Origin of the sequence: Streptomyces fagopyri, assembly GCF_009498275.1 — a bacterium.
GTDB lineage: Bacteria > Actinomycetota > Actinomycetes > Streptomycetales > Streptomycetaceae > Streptomyces > Streptomyces fagopyri.
The window spans coordinates 2,120,944-2,135,135 of the sequence record NZ_CP045643.1 but is presented as its reverse complement, the minus strand read 5'-3'; the positions used below and the strand labels follow the sequence as shown (position 1 = coordinate 2,135,135).

General features: G+C 70.1%; 9 protein-coding genes and 1 tRNA gene. 5 read left to right on the top strand and 5 right to left on the bottom strand.

The features are described 5' to 3' along the window. The first annotated feature begins 159 nt into the window (after positions 1–159). Positions 160–1,332, top strand: coding sequence for a sugar phosphate isomerase/epimerase family protein (locus GFH48_RS09105; protein ID WP_153287773.1), 1,173 nt, complete (start codon positions 160–162; stop codon positions 1,330–1,332). Between the two features lie 105 nt (positions 1,333–1,437). Here GFH48_RS09105 and GFH48_RS09100 read toward each other — a convergent pair whose 3' ends face one another. The 5 genes from GFH48_RS09100 to GFH48_RS09080 all read right to left on the bottom strand — a co-directional run bounded on the left by GFH48_RS09100 (position 1,438) and on the right by GFH48_RS09080 (position 9,483). Continuing rightward, complete coding sequence (locus tag GFH48_RS09100) at positions 1,438–2,838, bottom strand: OFA family MFS transporter (protein ID WP_194280533.1); 1,401 nt, start codon at positions 2,836–2,838, stop codon at positions 1,438–1,440. Between the two features lies 1 nt (position 2,839). Further along, positions 2,840–4,228 (bottom strand): OFA family MFS transporter, encoded by a 1,389-nt coding sequence (locus GFH48_RS09095; protein ID WP_153287772.1) that lies wholly within the window; start codon positions 4,226–4,228, stop codon positions 2,840–2,842. 124 nt (positions 4,229–4,352) lie between these two features. Beyond that, positions 4,353–6,497, bottom strand: coding sequence for an acetate--CoA ligase family protein (locus GFH48_RS09090; RefSeq protein WP_153287771.1), 2,145 nt, complete (start codon positions 6,495–6,497; stop codon positions 4,353–4,355). Between the two features lie 3 nt (positions 6,498–6,500). Further along, positions 6,501–7,778: a formyl-CoA transferase gene (gene frc, locus GFH48_RS09085; protein WP_153287770.1), complete on the bottom strand. Its 1,278-nt coding sequence runs from the start codon at positions 7,776–7,778 to the stop codon at positions 6,501–6,503. A 10-nt stretch (positions 7,779–7,788) separates the two neighbouring features. Continuing rightward, positions 7,789–9,483 carry a thiamine pyrophosphate-binding protein gene (locus tag GFH48_RS09080; protein WP_153287769.1) on the bottom strand — a complete coding sequence of 565 codons (1,695 nt, stop codon included), beginning with the start codon at positions 9,481–9,483 and terminating at the stop codon, positions 7,789–7,791. 145 nt (positions 9,484–9,628) lie between these two features. Here GFH48_RS09080 and sucC point away from each other — a divergent pair, with 145 nt between their 5' ends. The 4 genes from sucC to GFH48_RS09060 all read left to right on the top strand — a co-directional run bounded on the left by sucC (position 9,629) and on the right by GFH48_RS09060 (position 14,120). Beyond that, complete coding sequence (sucC, locus tag GFH48_RS09075) at positions 9,629–10,759, top strand: ADP-forming succinate--CoA ligase subunit beta (protein WP_153287768.1); 1,131 nt, start codon at positions 9,629–9,631, stop codon at positions 10,757–10,759. 11 nt (positions 10,760–10,770) lie between these two features. Further along, positions 10,771–11,703, top strand: coding sequence for a succinate--CoA ligase subunit alpha (gene sucD, locus GFH48_RS09070; RefSeq protein WP_153287767.1), 933 nt, complete (start codon positions 10,771–10,773; stop codon positions 11,701–11,703). A 247-nt stretch (positions 11,704–11,950) separates the two neighbouring features. Beyond that, complete coding sequence (locus GFH48_RS09065; protein ID WP_153287766.1) at positions 11,951–13,504, top strand: aldehyde dehydrogenase family protein; 1,554 nt, start codon at positions 11,951–11,953, stop codon at positions 13,502–13,504. A 528-nt stretch (positions 13,505–14,032) separates the two neighbouring features. Next, a tRNA-Leu gene (locus GFH48_RS09060) sits at positions 14,033–14,120 on the top strand. The last annotated feature ends 72 nt before the right edge of the window (positions 14,121–14,192 follow it).

The following is a 14,192-nucleotide window of genomic DNA, read 5'->3' as shown; positions in this document are numbered from 1 at the left end:
ACGCATCCCGCCGCGCATCCCGCCGCGCGCCTCGCCGCGCGCCTCGCCGCGCGTCCGCCGCGCCTCCCCGCACCTGTCCGGCACGCCCCCGGCCCGCGCCCTGGCAGCACATGCTCCGGCACCCGGCACCGCTGAACACCGACCCGAAAGAGGGAAACCGTGACCGCGTTCAACGACGAACCCGCAGTCGGCGACGCCCTGCGTCGCACGCTCGGACTCAACCGCCGCCGCTTCCTCAGCACCTGCACCGCCGCCGCGACCGCGGCGATCGCCGCCCCCGTCCTCGGCGCGTCCCCCGCCCTCGCCCACGACCGGGGCAGAGGCCACGACCACGGCCACGGCCACGGCGGTGACGTCCTCGTGCCCGCGAACCGGCGCGGCATCATCCTCTACACCGTCCGTGACGCGACGGGCCGTGACCCGCTCTCCACCGACCTGCCCTCCGGCTTCCGCGAGGTCTTCAAGCAGCTCTCGCGCTACGGCTACCGGCAGGTGGAGTTCGCCGGGTACGGCCAGCACGCCAACGCCCCCGGCGGGGCGAACCTGGAGTCCGTGGAGGGCGCCAGGCTGTTGCGCTCCTGGCTCGACGACTACGGGCTGCGGGCCCAGGGCAACCACGGATTCATACCGTCGTCCTGGCCGCTGACCACACCCGACCTGGACACCTTCAAGAAACACCTGGAGATCGCCAACATCCTCGGCATGGCTCACGTGGGTACCGGCGGCGACCCCACCGGCAGCGCCTACCGGGCCGACTGGGACGTCGCCGCGGACAAGTGGAACGCGCTCGGCGGGATCGCCCGCCGCGCCGGTCTCAAGCTGTACACCCACAACCACGACGCGGCGTACGGCTTCCTGCTCGACGGGGGGCCGCTGGACGACCAGGGCCGGCCGACCCGCGGTTCGGGCATCCGCAAACTGGAGTACTTCCTGAAGGTCACCGACCCGAAGGTGGTCTGGCTGGAGATGGACATCTTCTGGGCGCACGTGGCCCAGTACAAGTTCCGCACGTACACCGCCCACGACGGGTCCACCCGGGAGAAGGTCTTCGACCCCGCGGGGCTCGTCGTCCGCAACAACAAGCGCTACCCGCTCTTCCACGCCAAGGACGGCGTCGTCAACACCACGAACGGCATGGGGTACGACATGGTGCCCTTCGGCACCGGCGTCATCGACTACACCACGTTCTTCTCCCGTGTCGGCGACCGGAGTTACCACAACCCGATGGTCGAGCAGGACAACGCCCCGAGTGCCACGGACCCCGGGCAGTCACTGCGGCACGCGAAGATCGGCCACGACCGTCTCGCCGCCCTCCGCGAGAGGCGGCACTAGACCCGCTGCGCCACGTCAGGCGGCCCTCCCCACACGCGCCACGTGGGGAGGGCCGCCTGATGTCCGTACGACCACGCGAGTACCGCTCGGTGCGGTCCCGTTGTGTCAGCCGGCCGGCTGCGGGGTCCCGCTCACCCCGCCGTCGCGTCCCGGCTGTTTCAGCAGCAGCGCGATCGCCGCCGCCGCCATCGAGATGCCGCCGGCCAGCGCGTACGCGCCGTCGTAGCCCCAGGCGGCGACCACCATCGAGCCGAGTCCGCCGCCGAACAGACCGCTGACCAGCTTGCCGCTGTACACCAGGCCGTAGTTGGTGGCGTTGTAGTTCTCGCCGAAGTAGTCCGGGGTCAGAGCCGCGAACATCGGGTAGAACGCACCGCCGCCGAACCCGGAGAGGAAGGCGAAGAACAGGAAGAGCCACTCGCTCCTGACGTTCCCGGCCCAGATCACGCCGAACTGCGCGAGCCCCAGGACGACGATGACGAACACCAGGGTCGGCTTGCGGCCCCAGGTGTCGGACAGCCAGCCCACCACGGCGCGGCCGATGCCGTTGATGACGGCCATGATGCCCATCGAGGACGCCGCCACCAGAGGACCGAAGCCCACCTCCTTGGCGAAGTCGACCTGGAAGGAGATCCCGAAGATGGACACACCCGCGGTCATCACCAGAGTGATCCACATCAGGGGGAGCACGCCCGTCCTGACCGCCTCCTTCGGTGTGTACTGCTTCACCGCGGGAGGGTTCTTGGCGAGGCTCGCCGCGGTCTTGGTGTCGCCGCCGTGGGTCAGCGGGTCGATGTCCGCCGGCCACCAGTTCTTCGGCGGGTCCTTGAAGAAGAACGCGCAGGACAGCACGACGATCATCACGTAGCACCCGATGAGGTCGAGCACGCGATGGTAGTTCCCGGTGTCGAAGGCGTAGTTGAAGATGAAGATGAAGGGCAGCGAGCCGTAGGCGAATCCGCCGTTGACGAAGCCCGTCCTGGCGCCACGCCGTTCGGGGAACCACTTGCCGACCATGTTGATGCACGTCGCGTACACCAGGCCCGAGCCGATGCCGCCGATGACACCGAAGCCCAGGATGGCCAGCAGCACGTTGCTCAGGTGCGACAGGGCGAGGAAGCCGAGCACGCACATGAACGCGCCGGTGTACATGGCCCTGCGGGCGGTGAGAATGCCCTTCTCCCGCATCCAGCCCGCCGGGAAGGCTATGCCGGCCTGGAAGAAGACCCAGACGCTCAGGATCCAGAAGGTGTTGCTCTGCGTCCAGCCGTGCGCGTGGGACAGGGTGTCCTCCGCCGAGCCGTACGCGTACTCGAAGACGCTGATGGCCATCATGGCGATCCACGGCAGGTACACCATGAACTTGCGTGAGTGGCCCAGGATGTCCCGGTCCGTCTCGCCGATCCGGTAGACCCGGCCCCGGGAGTCGGTGACTTCGCGGTACGAGCGGTTCGGGGCGCCGGTTTCGGCCGACGCGCCCTCGGTGGCGATGGGGTCCGCCGTCATGTCACGCCATCTCCTCGCCGAGCGGTTGCGGGTTGGGGACGATGCTCCGGGCCTTGGGGGTGCCCGGTGATTTCAGGAACAGCGCCAGTACGGCGGAGGCCAGGCCGATGGAGCCCGCGAGCACGAAGGCGCCGTGGTAGTCCCACGCGCCGACGACGACCGCGCCCATGCCGGAGCCCACCAGGCCCGAGATCAGCTTCGAGCTGTAGACCATCCCGTAGTTGGAGGCGTTGTTGTTCTCGCCGAAGTAGTCCGCCGTCATGGCCGCGAAGAGCGGGAAGATCGCGCCGCCGCCGAAGCCGGAGACCATGGAGCAGAACAGGAAGAACGGCATGCTGCCCATCTGGCCCGAGACCAGCACGCCGAACTGCGCGGAGCCCAGCACCAGACAGACGATGATCAGCGTGTTGCGGCGCCCGAAGCGGTCGGAGATCCAGCCGATCACCCCACGGCCGGTGCCGTTGACGATGGCCTTCAGGGACATCGCGGTGGCCACGATCCCGCCCGCGAACCCCATGTCCTTGCCGAACGGCACCTGGAAGGCGATGCCGAAGATGTTGATCCCCGCGGTGCACAGCAGACAGAACCACATCATCCACAGGACGGGTGTGCGGGCGGCCTCCTTCGGGGTGTACTGCTTCACCGCCGGCGGGTTCTTCTCCAGCGCCCGCCGGATCCTGGGGTCGGACGACACCTTCAGCGGGTCCACGTGCGGCGGCCACCAGCCCTTGGGCGGGTCCTTGAAGAACCAGCCCGCGAACGCGACCACGGAGCAGCAGACCAGGCCCACCATCACCAGGACGGTCCGGTAGTTGCCCAGGTCCATGTACGAGGTGAACAGGAAGACGAAGGGCACCGAGCCGTAGGCGAAACCGCCGTTGACCAGGCCGGTCTTGCCGCCCTTGCGTTCCGGGAACCACTTGCCGACCATGTTCACGCAGGTCGCGTAGACAAGGCCGGCGCCGATGCCGCTGAACATCCCGAAGCCGAGGTACGCGACGATCACGTGCGGTGCGAACGCCAGCGAGATGTAGCCCAGCACCGTGCCCAGCGCGCCGAGCATCATGGCGTACCGCGCGGGCAGCCGTCCGCTCTCCCGCAGTTGGCCGGCGGGGAAGGCCACGGCCGCCTGGAAGAAGATCCAGACGCCCATCAGCCAGAAGATGTGCCCACTGCTCCACAGGTGGGCGTCGTGCAGGGTGTCCTCGGCGGAGGTGAACGCGTACTCCGAGGAACTGATGCCCAGCATCCCCATCCAGGGGAAGAGGACCATGGTCCAGCGTGGTCGCCCCATGATGTCCCGGTCGGTCTCACCGATGCGGTACAGGCGGCCGTTGCGATCCGTCACCTCCCTGTAGGGGACGGATGTCGATAGGTCGGTGGTCGTCATGTCGGTTCAGCACCCCTTGCGTCGAAAGATCTGGCCAGCGCCCCCTGTCCAAATGCCTTTCGTGTGCGCACGGGTCCTGGGGGCGGCCGACGCGCACCGTCGGCCGCTCCCGCCCTGGGTCACCTCATGAACCGCCCCCCAACAGGCCTGCCGCGCGCGCCCAGCGGTACTTGGCGCCCAGGACCGCCACCGGCGTCTCGGTCGTGTACGGGTACGCCACGACCCCCCGCTCGTACAGGTACTGGCAGGCCTCCTCGACCTCGACGTCGCCCGCGAGCGACGCCACCACCGGCTTCTCGACGCCCCGTTCCCGGAACTCGGCCACCACGCGCGCGGTGAGCTCGGCGAAGACCATGGGAGGGGTGACGATGGTGTGCCAGTAGCCGAGGACCAGGGCGTGGACGCGCGGATCCTCCAGGCCCAGCCGGATCGTCGCCTCGTACGTCGACGGCGGCTCGCCGCCCGTGATGTCGACCGGGTTGCCCGCGGCTCCGAAGGGCGGGATGAACGCCCTGAAGGACGCGTCCAGGTCCGGCGGGATCTCCATCAGGGTCAGGCCGTTGTCCGTCACGGCGTCGGAGAGGAGGACGCCGCTGCCGCCCGCGCCCGTGATGATCACCACGTTGTCGCCCTGGGGGGTGGGCAGCACCGGCAGTCCGCGCGCGTACTCCAGCATGTCGCGCAGCCCGGGAGCCCTGATGACGCCGGCCTGCTTCAGGATGTCCTCGTACACGGCGTCGTCGCCCGCGAGCGCGCCCGTGTGCGAACCGGCGGCCTTCGCCCCGGCGGCGGTGCGGCCCGCCTTCAGGACCACGACCGGCTTCCTGGGGACCGTCGCCCGAGCGGCCTCCACGAAGGCGCGGCCGTCCTTGAGGTCCTCCAGGTGCATCGCGATGCACTCGGTGTGCGGGTCCTCGCCGAACCAGGTCAGCAGGTCGTCCTCGTCCAGGTCCGACTTGTTGCCGAGCCCGACGATCGCGGAGACGCCCGTCCTCGTGGTGCGCGCGAAACCCAGGATGGCCATGCCGATGCCGCCGGACTGCGAGGTCAGCGCGACACCGCCCTTGACGTCGTACGGCGTGCAGAACGTGGCGCAGAGGTCCTGCCACGTCGAGTAGTAGCCGTAGATGTTCGGCCCGAGCAGCCGGACGCCGTGCCGCTCGGCGATGGCCACGATCTCGTCCTGGAGCGCCTGTTCACCGGTCTCCGCGAACCCGGAGGGGATCAGCACGGCGTTGGGGACACCCTTGCGTCCCACCTCCTCCAGGGCCGCGGCCACGAACTTGGCGGGGATCGCGAAGACCGCCACGTCCACCTCACCGGGAACGTCCGTGACACTCTTGTACGCCTTGCGGCCCAGGATGTCATCGGCCTTGGGGTTCACGGGGTGGATCTCGCCGGCGAAGCCGCCGTCCACGAGGTTGCGCATCACCGAGTTCCCGATCTTGCCCTGCTCGTTGGACGCGCCGATCACCGCCACCGAGGAGGGCTGCATCAGCCGGCGCATCGAGGTGAGGATCTCCGCGCGGGTGTACTTGCGGCGCTCTTTGGGGAGCGACTCGGCGAGGATCACCCGGATGTCCGCGGCGACGGCGCCCTCCGGGGTGGCGATCACCGGGTTGAGGTCGACCTCGGCTATCTCCGGGAAGTCCGAGACGAGTTCGGAGACGCGGCGGATCTGCTCGGCGATCGCCCACCGGTCCACCGGCGGCGCGCCACGCACCCCGCGCAGGATCTCGGCCGCCCGGATGGAGTCCAGCATGGACAGCGCCTCGTCGGCGCTCAGGGGGGCGAGCCGGAAGGTGACGTCCTTGAGGACCTCGACCAGTACACCGCCGAGCCCGAAGGCCACCACCTTGCCGAAGGTCGGGTCGGTCACCGCGCCGACGATGACCTCCTGCCCCTGGGGGAGCAGTTCCTGTACCTGGACGCCCTCGACGCGGGCCTGGGGGTCGTAGGCCTTCGCGTTCTCGACGATCCGGTGGAAGGCGGCGCGCACGTCCGCCGCGCCCTCGACGCCGACGACGACACCGCCGGCATCCGTCTTGTGCAGGATGTCCGGGGACACGATCTTCATCACGACGGGCCCGCCGAAGCGCGCCGCGTACGCCACCGCCTCGTCGACGTCCCTCGCCAGTTCCTCGCCCGGTACGGCGATCCCGTACGCGTCGGCGATCACCTTGCCCTCCGGCGCGGTGAGCGCGGCGCGACCCCCGGCGCGCACGGAGTCGAGGAGCGTGCGCACCCGCAGCAGCCGGTCTTCGGCCATCACTCAGATCACTCCGTTCGACTTGAGCAGGCGCAGTTCCTCGTCGCCGAGGCCGAGCTCGCCGATGTAGACCTCTTCGTTGTGCTCGCCGAGCAGGGGCGAACTGGTGACGTCCACGGGGGAGTCGGAGAGCTTCAGCGGACTGCCGACCGTCATGAACTCGCCGCGCTCGGGGTGCGGCACCGTCACGACCATCTCGTTGGCGACCAGGGACTCGTCCTCGACGATCTCCTTGGTGGACAGGATCGGGCCGCACGGGATGTTGTGGGCGTTGAGCCGCTCCAGCACCTCCCACTTGGGGAGGGTGGCCGACCACTCCTCGATGAGCTGGAACATCTTGGTGAGCTGGGGCAGCCGGGCCTCGGGGGTGGCCCACTCGGGGTCGTCGGCGAGTTCCGGCCGGCCGATCAGCTCGGTGATCGGCTTCCATCCGACCGGCTGCACGATGACGTACACGTAGTCGTTGGGGCCGCCCGGCGCGCACTTGACCGCCCAGCCCGGTTGGCCGCCGCCGGACGCGTTGCCGGACCGGGGCACCTCGTCACCGAAGTCCTCGTTGGGATACTCGGCCAACGGGCCGTGCGCCAGGCGCTGCTGGTCCCTGAGCTTGACCCGGCACAGATTGAGCACCGCGTGCTGCATCGCCACGTTCACGCGCTGCCCGCGCCCGGTGCTCTCCCGCTGGAACAGGGCGGCGAGGATGCCCGCCACCGCGTGGACACCTGTGCCCGAGTCGCCGATCTGCGCGCCCGTGGCCAGGGGCGGCCCGTCCTCGAAGCCGGTGGTGGCCATCGACCCCCCCATGGCCTGCGCGACGACCTCGTACGCCTTGAAGTTGGTGTACGGGCCGTCCCCGAAGCCCTTGATGGACGCGTAGACGATGCGCGGGTTGATCTCCTGGATGCGGTCCCAGGTGAAGCCCATGCGGTCGACGGCGCCCGGTCCGAAGTTCTCGACCATGACGTCGGAGCGCCGGATCAGTTCGGTCAGGATCTCCTTGCCGCGTTCGGTCTTGGTGTTGAGGGTGATGCTGCGCTTGTTGCAGTTGAGCATCGTGAAGTAGAGGGAGTCGACGTCCGGGAGGTCACGCAGCTGTTTGCGCGTGATGTCACCGGTCGGCGCCTCCAGCTTGACGACGTCCGCGCCCAGCCAGGCGAGCAGCTGGGTGGCGGAGGGGCCGGACTGGACGTGTGTCATGTCGAGGACGCGGACGCCTTCGAGAGCCTTGGCCGGCGTACCCGTGGTGGGGGGCGCCGCGGTCGTGGGGGTCGTCGGTGTCATCGGGGGCACCTCACTTGTACATCGTCTGGTTCATGGTTCCGGGGGCGTACGCGTCCGGGTCGACCCAGACGTTGATGAGCGACGGCTTGCCCGACTCGCGGGCCCGCCGCAGCGCCGGGGCGATGTCGGCGGGGTCGCGGACCTCCTCGCCGTAACCCCCCAGCATCTGGGCGAACTTGTCGTAGTGGACGTCGCCGAGGGTGTTGCCGACCCGCTCGCGCTCCACGCCGTACTTCTGGGCCTGGCCGTAACGGATCTGGTTCATCGAGGAGTTGTTGCCGACGATGCCGACGAAGGGCAGGTCGTAGCGGACGAGGGTCTCGAAGTCCCAGCCGGTGAGCGAGAAGGCGCCGTCGCCGAAGAGGGCCACGACCTCCTTGTCGGGGCGGGCCTTCTTCGCGGCGAGGACGAAGGGGATGCCCACGCCGAGCGTGCCGAGCGGACCCGGGTCCATCCAGTGGCCCGGCGACTTGGGCTGCACCACCTGCCCGGAGAAGGTGACGATGTCGCCGCCGTCCCCGATGTAGATGGAGTCCTCGGTGAGGAAGTCGTTGATCTCGCTCACCAGGCGGTACGGATGGATGGGCGAGGCGTCCGACCTGAGACTGGGCAGCCGCTTGTCGAGTGCCGTCTGTTCGGCGGCCCGCAGTTCGTCGAGCCACTCCTTGCGCCTCGAAGCGCCCCCGTTGACGCGCCCGGAGGCGGCGTCGGTCACCGACTTCAGGACCAGCCCCGCGTCCCCGACGATCCCCAGGTCGATGTCACGGTTCTTGCCGACGGTCCGGTAGTCGAGGTCGATCTGCACGACGGTCGCGTCGGGGGAGAGCCGTTTGCCGTAGCCCATACGGAAGTCGAAGGGCGTACCCACGATCACGATCACGTCGGCGTTCGAGAACGCGTACCGGCGGGAGAGCTGGAAGTGGTGCGGGTCCCCGGGCGGCAGGGTGCCGCGACCGGCGCCGTTCATGTACGCCGGGATGTTGAGGGTGCGTACGAGGTCGATGGCGGCCTCGGTGCCCCGGGTCGTCCACACCTGGCTGCCCAGCAGGATCGCGGGCTTCTCGGCGTGCACGAGCAGATCGGCGAGCTTCTCTATGGCCTCGGGGTCACCGGCCGAGCGGGTCGAGGCCCGGTACCGGCCGGCGGCGGGTATCCGGGCCCTGTCGAGCGGCACCTTGGCGTCCAGCACGTCGCGCGGGATCTCCAGGAAGGACGGCCCGGGGGCGCCGTGGTAGCACTCGCGGAACGCCATCGACACCATGTCGGCGGCGCGTGCCGTGTCCGGGACGGTCGCGGCGAACTTGGTGATCGGCGTCATCATGTCGACGTGCGGCAGGTCCTGGAGGGACCCCATCTTGTGCTGGGTGTGCGCTCCCTGGCCGCCGATCAGCAGCATCGGGGACTCGGCGCGGAAGGCGTTCGCGACGCCCGTCACGGCGTCGGTGGTGCCGGGGCCGGCCGTGACGACCGCGCATCCGGGCTTGCCGGTGATCCGCGCGTAGCCGTCGGCGGCGTGGGCGGCGACCTGCTCGTGCCGTACGTCGACGACCTCTATGCCTTCGTCGACACAGCCGTCGTAGATGTCGATGATGTGGCCGCCGCACAAGGTGTAGACGACCTCCACGCCTTCCGCTCTGAGTGCCTTGGCGACCAGGTGCCCACCGGAGATGAGGGTCGAGTTGGTGTCGCTGCTGCCGTCGGGCATGGCGAAGTCCTGTCCCTTCGTAGGGGGTTGGAACGCTCTCGCGGTACATTGCATACAGTCGACGAATACTGTATGAAACTTGTTATCCCGCATCCGGTGGGTGGTGTCCAGGGGGCGTGCGGCACTTTTAGACAGGAGTCGAGGTATGGACCTGTACGAGCACCAGGCAAGGGAACTCTTCGAAGAACACGGCATCTTGGTGCCGAGGGCCGAGGTCACCGACTCGCCCAAGGAGGCCCGTGGGATCGCGCGCAGGCTCGGCGGCCGGGCGGTCGTCAAGGCCCAGGTGAAGACGGGCGGCCGGGGCAAGGCCGGCGGTGTGAAGCTGGCCGCGGATCCCGCCGCGGCCGAACTGACGGCCCGCCAGATCCTGGGCATGGACATCAAGGGCCACACCGTCCGCAAGGTGATGCTCGCCCAACCCGTCGACATCGAGGACGAGTTCTACGTCAGCTACGTCCTCGACCGCGCGGCGGGGCACTTCCTCGCCATCGCCTCGGCCGAGGGCGGCATGGACATCGAGGAGGTGGCCGCGAGCCGGCCGGACGCCGTCGCGCGCATCCCGGTCGACCCCGCCGAAGGCGTCACCTCCGCCAAGGCCGCCGAGATCGCCGAGGCCGCGGGCCTTCCCCCGCAGACCGTCGACGTCCTGGTACGACTGTGGGAGGTACTGACCCGGGAGGACGCGCTGCTCGTCGAGGTGAACCCCCTCGTGCGCACCGCCCAGGGACGGATTCTCGCCCTGGACGGCAAGGTCACCCTCGACGACAACGCCCGCTTCCGGCAGGAACGCTGGGGGGAGAAGGACGCCCCGCACGACGACCCCCTGGAGGCGGCCGCCGCGGCCAGGGGCCTGAACTACGTCAAGCTGGACGGCGAGGTCGGCGTCATCGGCAACGGCGCGGGCCTGGTCATGTCGACCCTCGACGTGGTCGCCGGCTGCGGCGCCCGCCCCGCCAACTTCCTCGACATCGGCGGCGGCGCCTCCGCCCGGATCATGGCCGACGGCCTCTCCGTGGTCCTCTCCGACCCGGCGGTGAAATCGGTCCTCGTGAACGTCTTCGGCGGCATCACCGCCTGCGACGCCGTCGCCGAAGGCATCGTGCAGGCCCTGGAGAGCGTCCGGTTGACCAAGCCGCTCGTGGTCCGCCTCGACGGCAACAACGCCGTACGCGGCCGGGCCGTCCTCGACGACCGCGCGCACCCCCTGGTCCACCAGGCCACCACCATGGACGGCGCCGCCCGCCGCGCCGCCCGACTCGCCACCGCCGACTGAAGGAGTGGGACATGGCCGTCTTCCTCAGCAAGGAGAGCAAGGTCCTCGTCCAGGGCATGACCGGCGGCGAGGGCATGAAGCACACCCGGCGGATGCTCGCCGCCGGCACGGACGTGGTCGGCGGCGTCAACCCGCGCAAGGCGGGCCGCAGCGTCGACTTCGACGTCCCCCGAAGCACCGACGGGCAGGGCGGCACTCCCGTCACCGTGCCGGTCTTCGGGTCGGTACGCGAGGGGATGGCGGCGACCGGCGCCGACGTCACCGTCGTCTTCGTGCCGCCCGCGTTCGCGAAGGCCGCCGTACTGGAGGCCGCCGACGCAGGGATCGCGCTCGCCGTCGTCATCACCGAGGGCATCCCGGTCCACGACGCCGTCGCCTTCCACGCGTACGCCGCCGCGAAGGGCACCCGCGTCATCGGCCCCAACTGCCCCGGCCTGATCAGCCCCGGCCAGTCGAACGCGGGCATCATCCCCGCCGACATCACCAAGCCCGGACGCATCGGACTCGTCTCCAAGTCGGGCACGCTGACCTACCAACTCATGTACGAGCTGCGCGACATCGGCTTCTCGACCTGCGTCGGCATCGGCGGCGACCCCGTCGTCGGCACCACACACATCGACTGTCTGGCCGCCTTCCAGGACGACCCCGACACCGACCTCGTCGTCCTCATCGGGGAGATCGGCGGCGACGCGGAGGAACGGGCCGCCGCCTACATCCGCGACCACGTCACCAAACCGGTCGTCGGCTACATCGCCGGGTTCACCGCGCCCGAGGGCAAGACGATGGGACACGCCGGCGCGATCGTCTCCGGCTCGTCCGGCACCGCGCACGCGAAGAAGGCGGCCCTGGAAGCCGCCGGGGTACCGGTCGGCGGCACCCCCACCGAGACGGCCCGGCTGGTGCTGGCCCGGCTGGAGGCGGAGCGTGTCGCCACCGGCGGGTGAGGTGAGACGTCACTCATAGTCGAGGCGCGGTGACTGTCACAAACGGACCCGCCTCAGTACCTTCCTCGTACGGACGCGACCACCCTCCCGCGTACGCACCCCGGTCACCCTCTTCCGTACGGACACGGCCACCGCCGTCCTCCGTACGGACACGACCACTTCTCGTGCGGGCCGACGGACCATGCAGGTCCGGCACGAGCCAGGCACCTCCCGCCCCCGACTGTGCACCGAGAGCGGAGACATCCCCATGCCATCCACCACCGACACCACCCTGGTCCTGAAGTCCGGGACGTCCTGGACCGACGCCTGGCAGCGCTGCCTCGCCGTCGCGCCGGAGGCGTTCCAGGAGGACCGGGTCCTCAACCTGTGGGGCACCTCCTGGCGGGCCGACGGCCGGGCACTGCCCGCCACCAGCCCCGTCGACGGAAGCCCGATCGCGGGCCCGCCCCGCCTCGACGGCGCCACCGCCCAGCAGGCCGTACGCGCCTCACTCGACCGGCACCGGGCCTGGCGCCACGTCCCCCTTCCCGAGCGCCGCGCCCGCGTCGCCGCAACCCTCGACGCGCTCACCGAGCACCGTGAACTGCTCGCCCTCCTCCTGGTCTGGGAGATCGGCAAGCCCTGGCGCCTCGCGCAGGCCGACGTGGACCGGGCGATCGACGGCGTGCGCTGGTACGTCGACGGCATCGAGCCCATGGTCGAGGGCCGGACCCCGCTGGACGGCCCGGTGTCCAACATCGCCAGCTGGAACTACCCGATGAGCGTCCTCGTCCACGCCATGCTGGTCCAGGCGCTGGCGGGCAACGCGGTCATCGCCAAGGCCCCCACCGACGGCGGCGTCGCCTGCCTCACGCTGGCCTGCGCGCTCGCCGCGCGCGAAGGGGTCCCCGTCACCCTCGTCAGCGGCAGCGGCGGCGAGCTCTCGGAGGCGCTCGTGCGCGCACCCGAGATCGGCTGCGTCTCCTTCGTCGGCGGCCGCGACACCGGCGCCGCGGTGGCCACCGCCGTCGCCGACCTCGGCAAGCGCCACATCCTCGAACAGGAAGGCCTCAACACCTGGGGAATCTGGGAGTACACGGACTGGGACGCACTGACGGCCGTCGTCCCGAAACTCTTCGACTACGGGAAGCAGCGCTGCACCGCCTACCCGCGCTTCGTCGTCCAGCGCGCCCTGTTCGACGAGTTCCTCGCCGCCTACCTCCCGGCCGTCCGCACCCTGCGGATCGGCCACCCGCTCGCGGTCGAGAACCCCGACGACCCCTTTCCCGCACTGGACTTCGGACCCGTCATCAACGCGGCCAAGGCCAAGGATCTGGACGACCAGGTCGCCGAGGCCATCAGCCGCGGCGCCGTCCCGCTGCACCGCGGCAGACTGTCCGACACACGGTTCCTGCCCGGCCAGGACACCTCGGCGTACGTCCAGCCCGTCACGCTGCTCAACCCGCCGCCGTCCTCACCGCTGCACCACGCGGAGCCCTTCGGTCCCGTCGACACCATCGTCCTGGTCGACACCGAGGCGGAACTGCTCGCCGCGATGAACGCGTCGAACGGAGCGCTGGTGGCCACCCTGTCCACGGACGACGAGACGACGTACACCCGACTGGCGCCGCAGATCCGCGCGTTCAAACTCGGCCGTGGCAAGCCGCGTTCGCGGGGCGACCGCGACGAACTGTTCGGCGGACTGGGCGCGTCCTGGCGCGGGGCCTTCGTGGGCGGCGAACTGCTCGTCCGCGCCGTCACACGGGGGCCGGCGGAGGAACGGCTGCCGGGCAACTTCCCCGAGTACCAGCTCGCTCCGTGACCCACGGACAGCGACTCTCCGCGTGACGGGGGAGTGGGCGGGCCGGCGTCCGGCGACCGCCGGAGGCGAGCCCGTCCACTCCCCGGCACGTCCGCCGGCACCCGGGTGATGATCCCGTCCGCGGGGGACGACGGCCCGCACCGGCCGGGTGATCTCACACGGATCGCGTCCGATCTCCGCGCGGCGCGCGTCCCGTACCCGGCCGCGCTCGGTGCTCACTTCCACTCCGCCGCCGATCATCAGGGCGGCTGACCGTCCCTTCCGGCCACGCTCCTGCCGCGACCGGCGAGCAGCCCCTTGGCCCCGCGTGTCCTCCGGTCGGGGGTGCTCGTCCAGGCGCGTCGAGACGAGACGTGCGGACTTCTGGTGACTTTCCCGTCACCCGAGGTCACCGCGAGGATCGCCCCGCGTCCTGCCCCACCCAGCCGCTCCCAGGGCCCGGATACGCAGGTGAAAGGCACCCTGAAACCTTGGTATTGTTGTCCATGTCGCCGCGGGGAACACCCCCGGCCAGGCGACAGACACCTGGTCCGGGTGGCGGAATGGCAGACGCGCTAGCTTGAGGTGCTAGTGCCCTTTATCGGGCGTGGGGGTTCAAGTCCCCCCTCGGACACCAGCTCAGACCCCACTTCGTGTGGGGTTTTCTGCGTTCCGGGCCGGTGGACGCGCCCGCGGGGGAGCCGCGGGC